The 18,129-nt window shown below is 33.9% G+C and carries 13 protein-coding genes, 2 tRNA genes and 1 pseudogene; 11 read left to right on the top strand and 5 right to left on the bottom strand.

Annotation, left to right across the window (positions count from 1 at the left end):
• Window positions 1-41: 41 nt before the first annotated feature.
• From gldL to ACN0TY_RS00335, 4 genes are all read left to right on the top strand, one after another.
• Window positions 42-698: a gliding motility protein GldL gene (gene gldL / locus ACN0TY_RS00350; RefSeq protein ID WP_417442933.1), complete on the top strand. Its 657-nt coding sequence runs from the start codon at window positions 42-44 to the stop codon at window positions 696-698.
• Window positions 699-743: 45 nt separating this feature from the next.
• Window positions 744-2,345 (top strand): gliding motility protein GldM, encoded by a 1,602-nt coding sequence (gldM, locus tag ACN0TY_RS00345; RefSeq protein ID WP_417442932.1) that lies wholly within the window; start codon window positions 744-746, stop codon window positions 2,343-2,345.
• A 15-nt stretch (window positions 2,346-2,360) separates the two neighbouring features.
• Entirely contained in the window at window positions 2,361-3,251 is an 891-nt protein-coding gene (gene gldN / locus ACN0TY_RS00340; RefSeq protein WP_236959381.1) for a gliding motility protein GldN, read from the top strand.
• Between the two features lie 101 nt (window positions 3,252-3,352).
• On the top strand, window positions 3,353-4,429 hold the full coding sequence (locus tag ACN0TY_RS00335) for an NAD(P)/FAD-dependent oxidoreductase (RefSeq protein WP_417442931.1): 1,077 nt from the start codon (window positions 3,353-3,355) through the stop codon (window positions 4,427-4,429).
• Here the strand turns inward: ACN0TY_RS00335 and ACN0TY_RS00330 are convergent.
• On the bottom strand, window positions 4,426-4,836 hold the full coding sequence (locus ACN0TY_RS00330) for a DUF983 domain-containing protein (RefSeq protein ID WP_417442930.1): 411 nt from the start codon (window positions 4,834-4,836) through the stop codon (window positions 4,426-4,428). The two genes, ACN0TY_RS00335 and ACN0TY_RS00330, sit on opposite strands and share 4 nt — an antisense overlap.
• 62 nt (window positions 4,837-4,898) lie before the next feature.
• Here ACN0TY_RS00330 and ACN0TY_RS00325 point away from each other — a divergent pair, with 62 nt between their 5' ends.
• The 6 genes and pseudogenes from ACN0TY_RS00325 (at window position 4,899) to ACN0TY_RS00300 (ending at window position 12,972) form a co-directional block, all read left to right on the top strand.
• Window positions 4,899-6,815, top strand: coding sequence for an ABC-F family ATP-binding cassette domain-containing protein (locus tag ACN0TY_RS00325; RefSeq protein ID WP_417442929.1), 1,917 nt, complete (start codon window positions 4,899-4,901; stop codon window positions 6,813-6,815).
• A gap of 280 nt (window positions 6,816-7,095) precedes the next feature.
• Complete coding sequence (locus ACN0TY_RS00320; RefSeq protein WP_236959377.1) at window positions 7,096-8,244, top strand: efflux RND transporter periplasmic adaptor subunit; 1,149 nt, start codon at window positions 7,096-7,098, stop codon at window positions 8,242-8,244.
• Window positions 8,213-8,284 (top strand): annotated as a pseudogene (locus tag ACN0TY_RS00315) (hypothetical protein); the annotation flags it as partial. The gene ACN0TY_RS00320 and the pseudogene ACN0TY_RS00315, both read left to right, overlap by 32 nt.
• Entirely contained in the window at window positions 8,265-11,441 is a 3,177-nt protein-coding gene (locus ACN0TY_RS00310; protein ID WP_417443689.1) for an efflux RND transporter permease subunit, read from the top strand. The pseudogene ACN0TY_RS00315 and the gene ACN0TY_RS00310, both read left to right, overlap by 20 nt.
• 1 nt (window position 11,442) lies before the next feature.
• Entirely contained in the window at window positions 11,443-12,756 is a 1,314-nt protein-coding gene (locus tag ACN0TY_RS00305; RefSeq protein WP_417442928.1) for a TolC family protein, read from the top strand.
• 36 nt (window positions 12,757-12,792) lie between these two features.
• Window positions 12,793-12,972, top strand: coding sequence for a CPXCG motif-containing cysteine-rich protein (locus tag ACN0TY_RS00300; protein ID WP_417442927.1), 180 nt, complete (start codon window positions 12,793-12,795; stop codon window positions 12,970-12,972).
• 182 nt (window positions 12,973-13,154) lie between these two features.
• Here ACN0TY_RS00300 and ACN0TY_RS00295 read toward each other — a convergent pair whose 3' ends face one another.
• Window positions 13,155-13,922, bottom strand: coding sequence for a LexA family transcriptional regulator (locus ACN0TY_RS00295; RefSeq protein WP_417442926.1), 768 nt, complete (start codon window positions 13,920-13,922; stop codon window positions 13,155-13,157).
• 204 nt (window positions 13,923-14,126) lie between these two features.
• Between ACN0TY_RS00295 and ACN0TY_RS00290 the strand changes: the two genes are divergently transcribed.
• Entirely contained in the window at window positions 14,127-14,813 is a 687-nt protein-coding gene (locus ACN0TY_RS00290; RefSeq protein ID WP_417442925.1) for a TIGR03915 family putative DNA repair protein, read from the top strand.
• 195 nt (window positions 14,814-15,008) lie between these two features.
• Here the strand turns inward: ACN0TY_RS00290 and ACN0TY_RS00285 are convergent.
• The 3 genes from ACN0TY_RS00285 to mutS all read right to left on the bottom strand — a co-directional run bounded on the left by ACN0TY_RS00285 (window position 15,009) and on the right by mutS (window position 17,971).
• Window positions 15,009-15,094, bottom strand: a tRNA-Leu gene (locus ACN0TY_RS00285).
• 82 nt (window positions 15,095-15,176) lie between these two features.
• A tRNA-Gly gene (locus tag ACN0TY_RS00280) sits at window positions 15,177-15,249 on the bottom strand.
• Window positions 15,250-15,403: 154 nt separating this feature from the next.
• Window positions 15,404-17,971: a DNA mismatch repair protein MutS gene (gene mutS, locus ACN0TY_RS00275; RefSeq protein WP_417442924.1), complete on the bottom strand. Its 2,568-nt coding sequence runs from the start codon at window positions 17,969-17,971 to the stop codon at window positions 15,404-15,406.
• Between the last annotated feature and the right edge of the window lie 158 nt (window positions 17,972-18,129).

Below are 18,129 nucleotides of genomic sequence, written 5' to 3'. Positions count from 1 at the left end.
TTACTACTTATTAAAATTACTTAACTAAAAAATTTATCACTATGGCACAATCAAAATCATCAAAGAAACTTTTTAACATGGCCTACGGGCTTGGAGCAGCGGTTGTAATACTCGGTGCGTTATTTAAAATTTTACACTGGGAATTAGGTCCCGTAAACGGAGGGCATTTACTTGCTGTTGGTCTTATTACAGAGGCATTAATTTTTGCAATATCTGCTTTTGAACCTGTTGATGACGATTTAGACTGGACAATAGTTTATCCTGAATTATCTGGAGGAGCTGCTGTTAATAGAAAAAAAGACGCAGTTGAAGTTAAAGAAGCGGAAGGGCAACTATCTAAGAAATTAGATGAAATGCTTAAAGAAGCAAAAATTGACTCTTCATTAATGTCAAGTCTTGGAGATAGTATCAGAAACTTTGAAGGAGCTGCAAAAAATATTTCTCCAACTGCAGAAGCATTAACTTCAACTAAAAAATATAGTGAGGAGCTTTCTTTAGCTGCTGCACAAATGGAATCTTTAAACAGCCTTTATAAAGTACAATTAGAAAGTGCTAATAAGCAAGCTACTATTCAAGAAGAAGTTGCTGCTAATGCTGAAAAACTTAAGGATCAAATGCAGTCTTTAACGACAAATTTATCTTCATTAAATGGTGTTTATGGTGGAATGCTTTCTGCTATGAATAGACCTGCTAATTAATAGGTTTTATTGAACTAATAATTATTAATTTAAAACTTATTTAAAATGGCAGGAGGAAGTTTATCACCACGTCAGAAGATGATTAACCTAATGTATTTGGTTTTCATCGCAATGCTGGCGTTGAATATGAGTAAAGAGGTATTGTCTGCTTTCGGTTTATTAAACGAAAAGCTTACAAACTTTAATAATAAAGCTACAGAACGTAATTTAGCTGCATTCAACGATTTACAACAAAAATCACAAGATTCGCCTTTAGAGTACGCTGAACTTTTTGAAGATGTACAAGAAATTAAAGAAACATCAGGGCAGTTTAATAACTATTTGGATAGTTTGAAATCTCAAATGGTTGCAAAAATTCCTCAGGAGGATCTTAAGGATTACGAAGTGATGGATAAGTCAGATTATTTAGATCAGGCTTTCTTTCAAGGAGATCGTTATTCAGCAGAAGGACAGAGATTCATTAATTATATTAATAATTTCAGAGAAACAACTATTAAAACTATCACGGAAATTCCTGATACTTTGATGAAGGCTGATAAAAAGGATCGTTTAAAGGCTACTATAATAGAGCGCTTTAATACTGGTGATGAAAATGGAAAGTCTGAAAATAGAGATGGTAAGAAAATCGATTGGTTGAATTATCATTATGAAGGATTTCCTTTAGTAGCATCTTTAACAAAACTTACTTTATTACAATCTGATATTAAGTCTACTCAAGATGATATCTTAAAAGCGATGTTGCAAGAACAAATGGCGTCTAGTTTATCTATGACTAACTATACAACTTTGTTAGAGCAACCAAAATCTGCTTACTATCAAGGAGAGACTTTTGATGGAGCTATTGTTTTAGGTAGAAAAGATGGTTCTACAAAACCAAACGAAGTTAACCTTAAACTGGATGGTAGAGATCTTAAAGAAGGTGACGATTTTGTTATTGAGAACGGTCGTGTTAAGCTTAAAGTAAGCGCAGGAAGTGCTGGAGATCATGAGTTAAAAGGTAATTTAATCTTTAAGCAAGATGGAGAGCCAATTGAAGTTCCTGTATCTCAAAAGTTTGCTACAATTACAAAGCCTAATGCAGCTGTAATTTCAGCAGATAAAATGAATGTTGTTTACCGTGGAGTTTCAAATCCGATTACGATTTCTATTCCTGGTATTCCAGATAATAAAGTTAGCGCATCTGCTTCTGGACTTAAAAAAGTTTCAGGAAGTAAATATGCTATGGTTCCTGGTACAGGAAGAACAGTGTCTATTAAGGCTAGTGGTACACTGCCAGACGGACAAGGAGTTTCTTCAACATCAGAATTCAGAATTAAAGATATTCCACGTCCTTCAGGAACAATTAGAGGTGAATATGGTGAAGTTAAAATGCCAAGAAATAATCTTGAAATAGCTACTGTTGGAGCGATGTTAGAAGATTTTGACTTTGATTTAAATTTAGCAATTAGCGGATTTAAATTTAAAGTTCCTGGACAACCAACAGTATCTGTAAGAGGGAATAAATTGGATAGCCGTGCTAAATCTGCATTAAAAAGAGCAGGAAGAGGAGAGGCAGTTCAAATTTTTGATATTGAAGCTTACATAACTAATAACAGGTCTTATAAGCTTAAAAAAGTTTCTCCTGTTGTAGTTGAGCTTACGAATTAATAAATCATTATTGTTATGAATTGGAAAGGTATTGTATTAACTATAGCAGCTGTTCTTGTATCTGGAACAACCTTTGCACAGGCAAATTTGCTTAATGCGAAGACTCCAGAGGAAGTTGGTGAAAAAACAGCGGATCAGATAGAGGCCGATAACGATGAGCCATTGCCATATGGTTATGTCGATGATAGGGATATCCTTTGGTCTAAAACTGTTTGGGAACGTATCGACTTAGACGAGCGTATAAACTTCCCATTTTACTATCCTATCGATACAATCGATATAGGAAGTGACCGTAGATCTTTATATGATGTTATTATTAAAAACATCAAAAGTGGAAATCTAAAAGATATTTATGTTGATTCGTATTTTACGGAGAAACGTAAGTTCGGAGATTTAGAAGCTACTTTGCAAAAAGTAGATACTACAGATCTTGGGTATGAGCAGTTAAATGCAGGAGAGCAAGTTTCTTTAGAATATGTAAATAGAAGAGAGCTTACTGCAGCAGATATTCAAGAATGGCGTATAAAAGGGCTTTGGTATTTTGATAAACGCCAAGGAGAGCTTAAATATCGTTTACTTGGTTTGGCGCCTGTTGCTCCAGATGTAAACTTTATTGATAGTGAAAGTTCAGATTTGGTAGAATTGTTTTGGGTTTGGTTTCCAAGCGCAAGAGAAATTCTTCATGATGCGAAAGCATTTAATAATCAGAACTCTTCAAGACCCATTTCTTTTGATCAGTTGTTAAATAGCAGACGTTTTAATGCTGTTATTTATAAAGAAGAGAATGTTCAGGGAGATAGATCTATAAACGATTATATTCCAGATAATGCAATGTTCCAGCTCTTAGAATCTCAACGTTTGGAAGAGAAGATCAGAGATAAAGAACAAGATATGTGGAGTTATTAAGAGTGTATTAATTCCAATTCTATACATAATAACACAGAAACCACGCGAAAGCGTGGTTTTTCTTTTTACATAGTTTCGTTCATAAATAGTACTTTTGCGATATGATAGATTATATAGTTGTAGGAATTGGACTTGGAGGAATTGCATTTTGTGAGCAGTTAGAAAAAAACAATAAGGATTTTATTGTTTTTGACGATGATTCACAGCAATCATCAAATGTAGCTGGTGGAATGTATAATCCTGTTACTTTAAAGCGTTTTACAAGTGTTTGGCGTTCTGAAGAGCAATTAAAGATGCTAACGCCATTTTATAAGGCTTTAGAAAATAAGCTTTCTGTAAAAGTAGATCATAAGATTCCGGTATATAGAAGATTTGTTTCTATTGAAGAGCAAAATATGTGGTTTGAGGCTTCCGATAAGCCGGGACTGCGACCTTTTTTATCTACAAAACTTATAAAAAATGATAATCCATCTGTTGATGCTCCATTGGGTTTTGGAGAGGTTTTACATACAGGAAGGGTGCATACCGATTTATTGCAAGTAAGTTATACCAAATATTTAGATGATAAAGGGCGCTTAAAAAAAGAGCATTTTGATTATGATGCGCTTGAAATTAATGAAGCCAGTGTGAATTATAAAGGGATTGAAGCTAAGCATATCGTTTTTTGTGAAGGTTTTGGACTTAATCGCAATCCTTATTTTAATTATTTGCCACTTGTAGGAACTAAAGGAGAGCTATTAGAAATAGAGTGTGATGAGTTAGAATTGGACTTTATTTTAAAATCGGGTGTTTTTATTATTCCATTAGGAGGAAAAAGATTTAAGATAGGAGCAACTAATAAATGGAAAGATAAAACTAATACGCCTACAGAAGCTTCTAGGAATGAATTGGAAGAGAAGCTACAAAACTTTTTAAAGTGTGATTATAAGGTAGTGGATCATATAGCAGGCGTTAGGCCAACAGTGGTAGATCGTAGACCTTTAATTGGTAACCATCCAAAACATACTCCGTTATATATTTTAAACGGATTGGGAAGTCGAGGTGTTATGATTGCACCGTATGTATCAGAACGACTTTTTGAAGCTATAGAAAATAATATTCCTTTGGAAAAAGAAATAGATATCGTTCGTTATAAAAAGAAATACCCAACAAAATATGTAGGCAAAACGGATGCTTAAATGTTGATGTCTTTTGATTTCTGATGGTTCTCTACAGCTTTCGAATCGTATTTGAAGAAGAAATTAATCCAAATATTTCTCGATAATCTCATGATTACAGGCATGAAAAGAATTAGAGTTCCAATAATTGCAATAAATGAAGTTTTAAGATCTGATCCGATGAAAAGATAAGAAATAATAAAAGCAGCTACAGCAAAGGCAGTTCCTACTGCGTAACTAACATACATAGCTCCGTAAAAGAAAGAAGGTTCGATTTTATATTTTGATCCACAGCTAGAACAATGCTCGTTCATATGTATCGTTTCACGAGGATCGTACATGTTTTTACTAGCGTACATGCTTTCTTCGTGACATTTAGGACAACTTCCTGTTAAAATGCTGTATAGTTTGCTTCCTTTTTTTAACATTTGCAAAAAATTTATGCAAATATACTATATCTATTATAGTAGAATGTAACAAAAACAATAAAATGCTGAACGTCCATAATTTGTCTGTCTCTTTTGGAGGAGAATATTTATTTGAAGAAATCGCTTTTCGATTAAGCCCAGGAGACCGTATAGGTCTTATTGGAAAAAATGGAGCCGGTAAATCTACTATGTTAAAGTTACTTTCTAAAGAGATGGAGCCAGATAGTGGTGTAATCTCTACGGATAAAGAAGTACGCATAGGTTTTTTAAAACAGGATATCGATTTTGTTTTAGGGAATACGGTTCTTGAAGAAGCGTACCAAGCTTTTGAAGAAATTAAAGCCATGGAACTACAGTTAGATGAGATTAACACTCAACTAGCGGAGAGAACTGATTATGAAAGTGAAGGTTATAACCAATTAATGATAGATCTTAGTGATCTTACGCATCATTATGAGATTATTGGTGGATATAATTATCAAGGAAAAACAGAACGTGTTCTATTAGGTTTAGGTTTTAAAAGAGAAGATTTTAATAAGCTTACAGATACTTTTTCTGGAGGTTGGCGTATGCGTATCGAATTAGCAAAATTATTGCTTCAAGATAACGATGTGCTATTACTGGATGAGCCTACCAACCACTTAGATATTGAATCTATAATTTGGTTAGAGCAGTTTTTAAAAACATATGCTGGAGTTGTTGTAATTGTATCGCATGATAAAATGTTTTTAGATAATGTTACAAATAGAACCATCGAAATATCACTAGGGAGAGCATACGATTATAACAAACCATATTCTGAATATTTAGAATTGAGATCAGAAATGAGAGAGTTGCAATTAAATGCTCAGAAAAATCAAGAGAAACAAATTCAGCAGACTGAGAAATTAATTGAGAAATTTAGAGCTAAGGCTTCTAAAGCTTCTATGGCGCAATCGTTGATTAAGAAATTAGATAAAGTAGATCGTATAGAGGTAGATGAAGAGGATAATGCGGTAATGAATATTCGTTTCCCTGTTTCTGTTCAGCCAGGAAGGGTTGTTGTAGAGGCTAATAAAGTAGGTAAGCAGTATGGAGATAAAGTTGTACTTAACGATGTCGATATGCTTATTGAGCGTAACGTAAAAACTGCTTTTGTTGGTCAAAATGGACAAGGAAAAACTACGCTTGCTAAAATTATTGTTGGAGAGATAGAAAACAGTGGAGAGCTAAAACTAGGACACAATGTGCAGATTGGATACTTTGCTCAGAACCAAGCGGAATATTTAGATGGAGAAAAGACAGTTTTAGATACCATGCTGGATGATGCTAGAGATAGTAATAGATCTAAGGTTAGAGATATGTTGGGTTCTTTCTTGTTTAGAGGAGATGAAGTTGATAAAAAGGTAAAGGTTCTTTCTGGAGGAGAAAGAAATAGATTGGCATTGTGTAAAATGCTATTGCATCCTTTTAATGTTTTAGTAATGGATGAGCCTACCAACCACTTGGATATAAAATCTAAGAATGTTTTAAAAGAGGCTTTAAAGAACTTTGAAGGGACTTTGTTATTAGTTTCTCATGATCGAGATTTTCTACAAGGACTTACAGATAGTGTTTATGAGTTTAGAGATCAAAAGATAAAACAATTCTTGGGAGATATTAATTTTTATCTTGAGGAAAGAAAAGCAGAGGACTTTAGAGCTGTAGAAAAGAAAACGGAAGTCGTTAAGACTAAGCAGAAATCAGAACCTGTTAAAAAGCTATCTTTTGAAGACCAAAAAAAGCTTAAATCTTTAAAAAACCGAATTAGTAAGGCGGAAAGTACCGTTGCTAGTTTAGAACAAGAAATAGCAATTATAGATAAAGAGTTAGCAACTAACCACGATGAGTTGATCGCAAAACCAGACTTTTTTAAGAACTATAATAAGAAAAAAGAGGAGTTGGAAAGGCAAACAGAAGAGTGGTATTCTCTTACTGAAGAGTTGCAAAATATTAAATAATTATGCATTTCATCGAAAATATATGCATTTAAAAGAATATTATACTAACTTTAATATATTCGTAACGCATTAATCAACAACATTGAATTTGCGTATATGATAATGGAACGTAAGCAATGATTCCATATTTTAGTTAGTTTGATTGATTTACAGAGTGTTGGTATCGTACCAACACTCTTTTTTTTGGGTTTAAGATTTTTTTTAGTTTTTTAAGAAACATTTAACCTTATGCTCGCTTTCTTATAAATAGTTTTGTGAGTTACTGAACTAATCCATTACAATGAGAAAAATTATATTAGGTATCCTTGGGGTACTCTTAATCGTTTTTGCAATTTTTATTGCGAATTACCTTATCGATTCAAAAGAAAAATCTGAAGGAAATGTAAAAAGAGTAGTAAAAACTGTATTCGTAGAAACAGTTAAGAATAAGGAGATACCAATCGTTGTAACAAATAACGGAAACCTTTTAGCAAAACATAGAATAGAGATATATTCTGAAGTACAAGGAGTTTTTGAGAGAAGTAGCAAGCTGTTTAAGGAAGGTCAAGAGTACAGGAAAGGAAGCGTGTTATTAAGAATTAATGACGGGGAATTTTATGCTTCTGTGCAGTCTCAAAAAAGTAGTTTTATAAATCTGATTACTTCTATAATGCCAGATTTAAGATTAGATTATCCAGATGCTTATCCTAAATGGCAGGAATATCTTTCTAGTTTTAATATGGACAAACCTATTCCGACACTCCCAGAGTCTTCGTCTGTTCAGGAGACTAATTTTATTATCGGAAGAGGAATTAATTCATCATATTATAATATTAGGAATTTAGAACAACGCCTACAGAAGTATACAATTGTAGCGCCATTTACAGGGGTTCTTACAGAAGCTTTAGTAAACGAAGGAACTTTGATTAGAAACGGGCAGAAATTAGGTGAATTTATTGATCCTAATGTTTATGAAATGGAAGTTGCGGTTAATAAATCTTATAGTCAGTTTTTAAGAGTAGGAGAAGAGGTGACGCTTTCCAATTTAGAGCATACAGAGTCTTGGAAAGGAAAGGTTAGTAGAATTAATGGAAAAATAGATCAGGCTACGCAAACAGTTAAAGTATTTATAGAGGCAGAAGGAGCTACATTAAAAGAAGGAATGTATATGGAGGCTAGTTTAGTAGCAATGGATGAGCCAAGTGCTATAAAAATAGATAGATCTCTTATGGTAGATGAATCACATATCTATGCGGTTAAAGATACAGTTTTAAGTCTTTTAAAGGTGAATCCAATTTTTTATTCTGATAGAGAAGTTGTTTTGAAAGATGTGCCTGATGGAGAAAAAATAATTACTAGATCTATTCCAGGTGCATACCCTGGGATGGTAGTTAAAATTTCTGATGCTTCTAATATTAATGGTACCACAAAACAAGAAGCAGCAGAATGAGAAAATTACTAGCCTATTTTATAAAATACGATGTTGCAGTAAATGTTTTTATTCTAGCATTTGTAATTTTCGGAATATTCGGAGCACTTACCTTAAAGTCTTCTTTTTTTCCTCTCATAGATTCTAAAATCATAAATATTAGTGTTGCTTATCCAGGAGCAGCACCACAGGAAATAGAAGAAGGAATTGTAATAAAAATTGAAGACAATCTAAAAGGGATTGAAGGAATAGATAGAGTGACCTCTACTTCTCGAGAAAATGGAGGATCTATAACAGTTGAAATTCTTAAAGGCTACGATATTGATTTTATGCTGCTAGAAGTTAAGAATGCGGTAGATCAAGTTCCTACATTTCCTGCAGGAATGGAGCCCTTAATTGTAGGTAAGCAGAGAAGCGTTAGAGAAACAATAAGTTTTACTGTTAGTGGAGATAATGTCTCTTTACCTACATTAAAGAAAATTTCTCGTGATGTAGAGAATGATATGCGTCGCTTTGATGGAGTTTCTCAAATTGAAATAAATGGATTTCCAGAAGAAGAAATAGAAATAGCAGTTAGAGAGTTAGATCTTTTAGCTTATAACCTTACTTTTTCTGAAGTGGCTTCTGCAATTTCACAAACTAATTTATTAGTAACAGGAGGGAATATAAAGACAGATAATGAGGAGTATTTAATAAGAGCAAATAACCGTTCTTATTATGGAGATGAACTTAATAATATTGTAGTAAAGGCTTTACCTGGGGGAACAACGGTAAGATTAAGAGATGTAGCAGAAATAAGAGACCGTTTTGAAGAAACGCCAAATGCTTCCTATTTTAATGGGAACTTAGCAGTAAATATTACGATTAGTAATACCAATAGTGAAGATTTGATTTCTGCTGCAGATAAGGTGAATGATTATATTGAAGAGTTTAATGATAAATATAATAATGTAAAATTAGATGTTGTTTCCGATTCTTCAATAAGGTTAAAACAACGTACAGAGTTGTTGGCTACAAATGCATGGCAAGGAATATTATTGGTTCTTGTTTTCTTGTCTATTTTCTTAAACTCTAGATTGGCATTTTGGGTAGCTTTCGGTCTTCCGATTTCCTTCCTTGGGTTATTTATTTTTGGAGGAATGTTCGATGTTACTATAAATGTATTATCTCTTTTTGGGATGATTATTGTAATCGGAATTCTTGTAGATGATGGGATTGTAATAGCAGAAAATATCTATCAACATTACGAGAGAGGAGCTTCGCCAATAAAGGCAGCTGTTGATGGAACGATGGAAGTGTTGCCGCCTATTATATCTGCTATTTTAACTACCGTTTTAGCATTCTCTACATTTTTGTTCTTAGATAGCCGTATTGGAGAATTTTTTGGAGAAGTATCTACAGTGGTTATTATAACATTGATAGTTTCTCTTTTTGAAGCTCTTATTATTTTACCTGCCCATATTGCGCATTCAAAGGCATTGATAAAAGTAGATAAAGCGGAAGAGGCTAGAAAAGATAAATCTGCCATAAAACAATTTTTCTCAAAAATGAGAGAGATTAATAAGTATGGAGATAGGATGATGGACTATTTGCGTGATAATGTATATGGGCCAGCACTAAAGTTTTGTTTGAGATATCAAATATTAGCTTTCGGAATTTTTGCTATGTTTTTTATAGTAACAATAGGAGCTATTGGAGGAGGTATTATAGGTACAACTTTATTTCCTAGTATAGCCAGTGATCGTGTTTCTGTAGATTTATTAATGCCAGAAGGAACAAATGCACGTGTTACAGATTCTATTATAAGTTTAGTAGAAGAAAATGTATGGAAAGTAAATGAGAAATACTCAGAAATTCAAGAAGGAGATAAGCAAGTAGTTCAGAATGTAATTAAAAGAGTAGGTCCTGGAACCAATAAAGCTTCTCTTAGTATTAATTTACTGGCTGGAGAAGAACGTGATTTTGAGTCTTTTCTAATCACTAATAGTTTACGAGATACCGTTGGAGAAGTGTATGGAGTGGAGCGTTTAACTTTTGGTTCTGGAGGTAACTTTGGAGGTAAACCAGTTTCTGTTTCGCTCTTAGGTAATAATAGAGAGGAATTAAAAGAAGCTAAGACATTTTTAAAAGAACGGCTAAAGGCCCATCCTTTGCTAAAAGATGTTATTGATACAGATCCTGAAGGAATTAAAGAAATTAGAATTAAACTGAAAGAAAGTGCCTATGCTTTGGGCTTAGATCTTCGTACTGTAATGACGCAGGTAAGAAGTGGTTTCTTTGGGTTTCAAGCACAACGTTTTCAGCGTGGCCAAGATGAAATTCGAGTTTGGGTTCGTTATGATAGAACAAATAGAGCTTCTATCAATGATTTGGATGAAATGAGAATTATTACTCCTTCCGGTGAGCGAGTTCCGTTTAGAGAGATTGCAAATTATAACATCGCAAGGGGAGATGAATCCATTGCGCATTTAAATGGGATTAGAGAAATTCGGGTGGAAGCAGATTTAAGCGATCCAGATGAAAGTGCTACTGATATTTTAGCAGACATTCAGGACAATATTATGCCTGAATTACAATCTCATTATTCTACGGTTACTGCTTCTTACGAAGGGCAAAATAGAGAGGCGGAGAAGTTATCGAATTCCGCTTGGAAAGTATTTCCTGTAATTATCTTCCTAATATATGCCGTTATAGCATTTACCTTCAGAAGTTACAGTCAGCCATTATTATTATTACTTATGATTCCTTTTAGTTTAATAGGAGTTGCTTGGGGACATTACTTACTTGGTTTCCCAATAAATGTACTTTCTATGTTAGGAATTATTGCCTTGATAGGGATTATGGTAAACGATGGATTGGTGTTAATAGGGAAGTTTAATAGTTTTCTTAAAGAAGGTAAAAGTTACTCTCAGTCTGTATTAATGGCGGGTAAGTCTAGATTTCGAGCTATTTTCTTAACGTCCATCACTACAATTGCTGGTTTAGCTCCTTTATTATTTGAAAAAAGTAGACAAGCTCAGTTTCTAAAGCCAATGGCAATAGCGATATCTTTTGGAATTGCTATTGCAACACTTTTAACGTTGTTAATGCTTCCTATTTTATTATCGATGAGTAATAGGACAAAAGTGGCTACTGTTTGGTTAAAGAGTGGAAAAAAAGTAAAACCTAGAGAAGTAGAAAGAGCAGTAAAAGAACAAAATGCAGAAGATCATGAATAGTATGAAACTTATAATAATTATAGGATTTTTTCTTCTTGGAAATAATTTGTTTGCACAAGATATGCTAACTAAAGAGGATGCTATTTCTTATACGCTGAATAATAATTTAGGGATAAAAATGGCGAATAATGAGAGTGAGATTGCCGCTAATAACGCTGGAATTTTAAACTCTGGTTATTTACCTACTCTTACAGGAAATGGTGGAGCAAGCATTAATAAAGAGGATACTGAAGGAGAGCTTGCAAATGGAGAAGTTCGTTCGGCAGAAGATGTGGAGACAAGAAGGTATAACGCTTCTATTAATGTTAATTATACTTTGTTTGATGGCCTTGGAAGGTTGTATAATTATAAAGCTTTAAAAGAGCAATCTGGTTTAACAGAGCTTCAGGCAAGAGAGACTATAGAGACAACTATTCTTCAGCTTTTTAGTGTGTATTATGAAGTTGCTCGTTTAACAGAGAACACTTCTAATTTAAAACAAGCATTGGCTATTTCTAAAGATCGATTGCAGCGTGCTAAATATCAATTTGAATATGGTCAGAATACTGGTTTAGATGTTTTAAATGCTGAAGTGGATGTAAATACCGATAGTATAAATTTATTACAACAAGAGCAGGTATTAAAGAACACAAAGCGCGATCTTAATTTGATAATGAATAGAGATCTTTCAAATCATTTTGTTGTTGATACTTTGGTAGAATTTATCCCGAATTTAGTAATGGAAGATATTCTTAACCAAGCGAAGCAAAACAATGTGGTTTTGCTACAAACCGAGAAAGGACTGCTAATAAATGATTATTCTGTAAAGATGGCCAAGGGTAATTTCTTGCCTACAATTGGTTTAACAGGTTCTTATGGTTGGAACGAAAGCTCTAATGATAATCCGTTGGCTTTTACTATTACGAGTACAACTACGGGACTTTCTGGAGGAGTGAATTTAAGTTGGGACTTGTTTGATGGCGGACAAAGTATTACGCAACTTAGAAATGCTAAAATCCAATATGAGAATCAGGAGTTACAGCGTAAGCAAGTTGATTTAACGGTAGAGAGAGATATTAGAAATGCCTGGGAAACGTATCAGAATTCATTATTTATTCTGGAAACTCAGAAAAAGAATGTAGCAACGAGTTTAAATAATTTTAATCGAACTGAGGAACGTTATAAATTCGGAACGGCCACATCTTTAGAATTTCGACAAGCACAGATAAATTTATTGAATGCTGTTTTAGCAAAAAATAGAGCGAAATATACTGCTAAGCTTGCAGAGCTTGAAGTGTTGCAGGTAAGTGGTCAGATTTTAAATTTTGAGTTTTAAACTGTAAGTTTTTGGTTGATTTTCGAACTAAATAATATGTTTGAACACTATTTTCAATGCCCATATTGTTGGGAAGAAATATCGATGCTATTAGACCCTTCTGTGAGTCAGACTTATGTAGAAGACTGTGAGGTATGCTGTAATCCTATTGAGTTGCATGTTACTTTTGAGGACAATGAGCTTACTTCTTTTTCTGCTGAAAGTATAGAACAATAATTTATTTTTTTACTGCTGATAGCTTATAACCCAGAAAGAATATAACTAGCCCCGATAGAGCCAAATACCGTGTATGGGCGATAGCGGGCAACAGCGATTTATTGAAGTGATAAGCTTACTTGCTTCTATGAAATATTATTAGCAGAAATATTATAGTTGTTGCTATTAGTCCATGAAGTTTGCTATTTCTTTAATGAGTTAATTTCATTCTTTAAGTCTATTAAAGATTGTTGAATTTGCGTTAATGCAAGTGAACCAGAATTATCGTCAATTTCAGAGCTGATTTTGCTACTTACCTCCCATAATTCTTGTATCTGAAAGGTGTTAATAGTAATGGGTGGGTAATCCGGATTTAAGGATATAAGCGATAGGGATTCGTTGTTATTTTCATGCTTTTGCACCTTTTTTACAAGTACGCTATCTTGCATAACGACTACGCAAATAGAGTGATTTTTAAGCATAGAAATACTTTCCACGGCCTTTCCTAAAACCCACTCTTTTGGGTGTAGGCTTGGTAGCATACTGTCTCCCTCTACTTGAAAGCCACGATAGGTCGTATTTCTGTATTCTGGAAGTGGAATGGTGAACGCAGGAAGCTCTTCGTACCAATCTAGATCTTGAATGTTGTTAGGGTACCCAGCTGCCGCTTTTACATTGACTAATACAATGCCTTCGTTGTTTTCTGGTGTAATAGTAATGACTTTAGGAGAAGTGTTGATGGAGGTGTCTAAAGTTCTCTGATTACTTTTTCCATAGAGCCAAAGTGGATTGATTTGGAAATTTTCCATAAGTGCAACAACGACGCTCCCTGTAATTTTAGATTTTCCTCGCTCTATATCTGCAGTAGACTTTTTTACATTCAAAACCTCTGCAAAGCTTTGCTGTGTATGGTTTAGCTTTTCTCTTACCTCTTTAAATCTAATTACTTCTATAGGGAGTTCCGACTTCATATTGTGCTTTTTAGCAATGTAAATATATAAAATATTTTGGAATAATTCCTTTTTATTGGAAATTTTCCATATATTTGGATTGTTATTAATGATAACAGTTGCTAATTTAATTAAAATATGAAGCTAGGACTATTAAATATTGGAATATTTCCTAAAATTAAGAAAATAATGGTTGAAAGGCTTTTCAATAAAAACAAGACTACTATGAACACTATTTTAATTTACGATGAGAGTTTTTCAGGATTTCTATCTGCAGTATATCATGTTTTTGATAAAGGACTTAAAAATGTTTCTATAGTGAAGCCTAAACATTATGTTCCAGATATGTTTGCGGAAGGAAAGCGAATAGAGGCTAATGAGGAGCACGCTAGGCGTGTTTGGAGTTCTTTGGAGGTGAAGATAACAAAACATGGAGCTAAGGAGATGTATAAGGCTTTTCTGAGCGAAATTAAAGGTACGGAAGATGTGTTGTTGCAATATATCATGCATGTGTATGCAACGGAGTCTTTTAATTATACAGATCTTTCAAATGTAAGTGCGCTTCGTGTGTCTCAGGTGGCTCGTATGGTTACTAGAGAAATGCATCATATTCAAACTTATTTGGAGTTTAAGACAACTGATGATGATATGGATGTCGCGGTTTTAAATTCTAATTTTAATATGATTCCGCTTATAGGGAATTATTTTAAGCGTAGATATCTGAATAAAAAATGGCTTATTTATGATGCACGCAGAAAGTATGCTTTGCATTTTGATATGGAGGCATTGAGTCAAACACGATTGAGTGTTGAAAAGCAATCTGAAATATTACAACGATCAGAGTTTAAAAGTCCTTTGCTGTATGTTAATCTACAGGATAGCGTACAGAAGGAATATGGTAATGCGAGTTAATGGCTATAACTTATTGCGAGTTCCTTGCCTGTGAGAGCTATTTTTAGGTGTAGTTTCTAAAATAGCTTATGATATCTGTCTTATGGCTTACGCCTGAGATTCTTGATGTTGCTTTTTGGTTTGCGGTGGGGCAGTAAACCAATGTTTATAAAAGCAAAAAACCCTAGAAAATCGTGAGATTTACTAGGGTTTAAGTACTCGAGGCGGGACTTGAACCCGCACGGACATTACTGCCCACTGGATTTTAAGTCCAGCGTGTCTACCAATTCCACCACTCGAGCGAAATATTTTTAAAGAACGAAAGCGATTCTGAAAATCAGAATTTGTTCTGATAACTTCTTTTGTTGTTCGCTCATTTTATTGAGCGAAAAACGGGATTCGAACCCGCGACCTCAACCTTGGCAAGGTTGCGCTCTACCAACTGAGCTATTTTCGCATTGGTTTTAAATAAATAAAAGAACACTTGGTCTTTGTGGCGCTCAGTATATCTCTGATTGCGGATGCAAATTTAAAACAATTCTTCAAAAACCAAAGCTTTTTTTGAAAAAGAATTGAATAAATTTTAAAATTATTTATAACTATCAGATTATCTACTTCTTAACAAGCATTCTTTTTATCTCATTTAATTTCATTAAAGCCTCTACAGGAGTCAATGTATCTATATCAGTATGTAGAATCTCTTCTTTTATATTTTCTAAAAGTGGGTCATCTAAATTAAAAATGCTTAGCTGCATTTCATTTTGAGATGCTTTTAGGTTGTCTGTAAGTTCTTCACTGCTGTGAGATTTCTCAAGCTTCTTTAATATTTTGTTTGCTCTATGGATTACTTGCTGTGGCATTCCAGCCATTTTTGCTACGTGTATTCCAAAGCTATGTTCACTTCCTCCAGAAACAAGTTTTCTTAAGAAAAGGACATTGTCTTTTAATTCTTTTACAGAAACATTAAAGTTTTTTATTCTAGAGAAAGTTTCTGTCATTTCATTCAGCTCATGGTAATGAGTGGCAAACAGTGTCTTTGCTTTCCCTGGATGTTCGTGGATATACTCTGCAATAGCCCATGCAATAGAAATACCATCATATGTACTTGTACCTCTACCAATTTCATCAAGTAAAATTAAACTTCTTTCAGAAACATTATTAAGAATAGAAGCGGTTTCATTCATTTCAACCATAAATGTAGATTCGCCTAAAGAGATATTATCACTGGCACCTACACGGGTAAAAATTTTATCGACAATACCAATACGAGCTTTTTCTGCTGGAACAAAACTTCCCATTTGTGCTAGTAAAACTATAAGAGCTGTTTGTCTCAAAATAGCCGATTTACCACTCATATTTGGTCCTGTAATCATTATAATTTGCTGCTCATCTCTATTAAGAATCACATTGTTGGCAATATAAGCTTCTCCCAAAGGAAGTTGTTTTTCTATAACGGGGTGTCTTCCATTTTCTATTTCAAGATCGTAAGAATCGTTTATTTCTGGTCTGTTGTAATTATTGTCTTTTGCTAATTGAACAAAACTACAGAGACAGTCTAATTGTGCAATTAGAGCCGCATTAGTTTGTACAGATTGGATATAAGAATGCATCCAAGATATTAATTGTGAAAAAAGCTGTTGCTCTAAAATTGCAATTTTCTCTTCTGCTCCTAATATTTTAGATTCGTATTCTTTTAATTCCTCAGTAATATAACGCTCTGCATTAACCAAAGTTTGCTTACGAATCCAATTTTCTGGCACCTTATCTTTATGCGTGTTTCTAACTTCTATATAATATCCAAATACGTTATTACTAGCAATTTTCAATGACGAGATTCCTGTGGCTTTCATTTCTCGCTCTAGCATGTTATTTAGATAATCTTTACCAGAAAATGCAAGATCCCGAAGCTCATCTAATTCCGAAGAGAATCCAGTGGCTATAGTTTGCCCTTTATTTATGTTTACAGGAGCTTCTTCATGAATTGTTTGCGTTATTTTATCCCTAAGAACATCACATAAGTTTAAACGATCTCCAATGCTTTTTAAGGCGTCATTGTCACTTTTTGTAGCTATTTCTTTGATAGGAATAATTGCCTCCAAAGAATTTTTTAGTAAAACAACTTCTCTCGGATTAATCTTTCCTGTAGCAACCTTAGAAATAAGTCGCTCTAGGTCGCTAATTTGTTTTATCTGATCTCTAAAACTAGCCGTTGTATTGTCATTATCAGAAAGAAACTGTACAATCTCATGGCGTTGGTTGATCTTATCGATATTCTTAAGCGGCAAGGCAAGCCATCTCTTAAGCAAACGTCCACCCATTGGAGAAATCGTTTTATCGATAATATCAAGAAGGGTTACAGCACTTGCTGATGGAGCTTGGTATAATTCTAAATTGCGAATGGTAAAGCGATCCATCCATACATATTCTTCTTCAGCAATTCGCGCTATAGAAGTTATGTGTTGTAGTTTTTTGTGTTGGGTTTCCGAAAGATAGTGTAAAGCAGCTCCAGCTGCTACAATTCCATGTTGTAAATGAGCAACTCCAAAACCTTTTAAAGATTTTGTCTGGAAGTGATTATTAAGCGTTTCTTGTGTGTAATCTTCTTGAAAGATCCAATCTTCCATGAAAAAAGTATGGAATCCTTTTCCGAAACTAGTTAAGAAATCTGCTTTGTGTTTTTTTGAAATTAATATTTCACTAGGAGAAAAGTTTTGAAAAAGTTTAGCAATATACTCTTCATTACCTTCAGCGGTTAAAAATTCGCCTGTCGAAACATCAAGAAAAGAGATACCCAGTGTTTTCTTTCCAAAATGGATTGCTCCTAAGAAATTATTAGATTTTGCTGTAAGAATATCATCATTTAAGGCAACGCCAGGAGTAATTAACTCTGTAACTCCTCTTTTTACAATGCTTTTTGTCTGTTTTGGATCTTCCAATTGATCGCATATTGCAACCCGTAAACCCGATTTCACCAATTTTGGAAGGTAAGTGTTTAGCGAGTGATGTGGAAACCCAGCTAATTCTGTTCTATCGCCACCATTATTTCGGTGAGTTAAAACAATGCCTAATATTTTAGCAGTTTCCACAGCATCTTCTCCAAAAGTTTCATAAAAATCTCCCACCCTAAATAGCAAAAGTGCATCCGGGTATTTGCCTTTAATGGTATTATACTGCGTCATTAAAGGGGTAGTCTTTTTTTTCTTTGTTGCTGCCAAATCTTATAAATTAGGTTTCATAGCGAAAGTATTATTTTTTATTTTTTTAAACCATTTTTAAAGGTATCTATTATAAACAACTTTTGTTGATAGATAATATTATGGAGCACTTTATTAGTTGT

Source organism: Joostella sp., assembly GCF_048266025.1.
Lineage (GTDB): Bacteria > Bacteroidota > Bacteroidia > Flavobacteriales > Flavobacteriaceae > Galbibacter > Galbibacter atrarenae.
This window is presented reverse-complemented; position numbering and strand designations above follow the sequence as displayed.

What these genes read in the sequence shown, in the direction of transcription:
- gldL (WP_417442933.1), top strand. Translation starts at nt 42, where the DNA reads ATGGCACAATCAAAATCATCAAAGAAACTTTTTAACATGGCCTACGGG.
- gldM (WP_417442932.1), top strand. Translation starts at nt 744, where the DNA reads ATGGCAGGAGGAAGTTTATCACCACGTCAGAAGATGATTAACCTAATG.
- gldN (WP_236959381.1), top strand. Translation starts at nt 2,361, where the DNA reads ATGAATTGGAAAGGTATTGTATTAACTATAGCAGCTGTTCTTGTATCT.
- ACN0TY_RS00335 (WP_417442931.1), top strand. Translation starts at nt 3,353, where the DNA reads ATGATAGATTATATAGTTGTAGGAATTGGACTTGGAGGAATTGCATTT.
- ACN0TY_RS00330 (WP_417442930.1), bottom strand. Translation starts at nt 4,836, where the DNA reads ATGTTAAAAAAAGGAAGCAAACTATACAGCATTTTAACAGGAAGTTGT.
- ACN0TY_RS00325 (WP_417442929.1), top strand. Translation starts at nt 4,899, where the DNA reads ATGCTGAACGTCCATAATTTGTCTGTCTCTTTTGGAGGAGAATATTTA.
- ACN0TY_RS00320 (WP_236959377.1), top strand. Translation starts at nt 7,096, where the DNA reads ATGAGAAAAATTATATTAGGTATCCTTGGGGTACTCTTAATCGTTTTT.
- ACN0TY_RS00305 (WP_417442928.1), top strand. Translation starts at nt 11,443, where the DNA reads ATGAAACTTATAATAATTATAGGATTTTTTCTTCTTGGAAATAATTTG.
- ACN0TY_RS00300 (WP_417442927.1), top strand. Translation starts at nt 12,793, where the DNA reads ATGTTTGAACACTATTTTCAATGCCCATATTGTTGGGAAGAAATATCG.
- ACN0TY_RS00295 (WP_417442926.1), bottom strand. Translation starts at nt 13,922, where the DNA reads ATGAAGTCGGAACTCCCTATAGAAGTAATTAGATTTAAAGAGGTAAGA.
- ACN0TY_RS00290 (WP_417442925.1), top strand. Translation starts at nt 14,127, where the DNA reads ATGAACACTATTTTAATTTACGATGAGAGTTTTTCAGGATTTCTATCT.
- mutS (WP_417442924.1), bottom strand. Translation starts at nt 17,971, where the DNA reads ATGACGCAGTATAATACCATTAAAGGCAAATACCCGGATGCACTTTTG.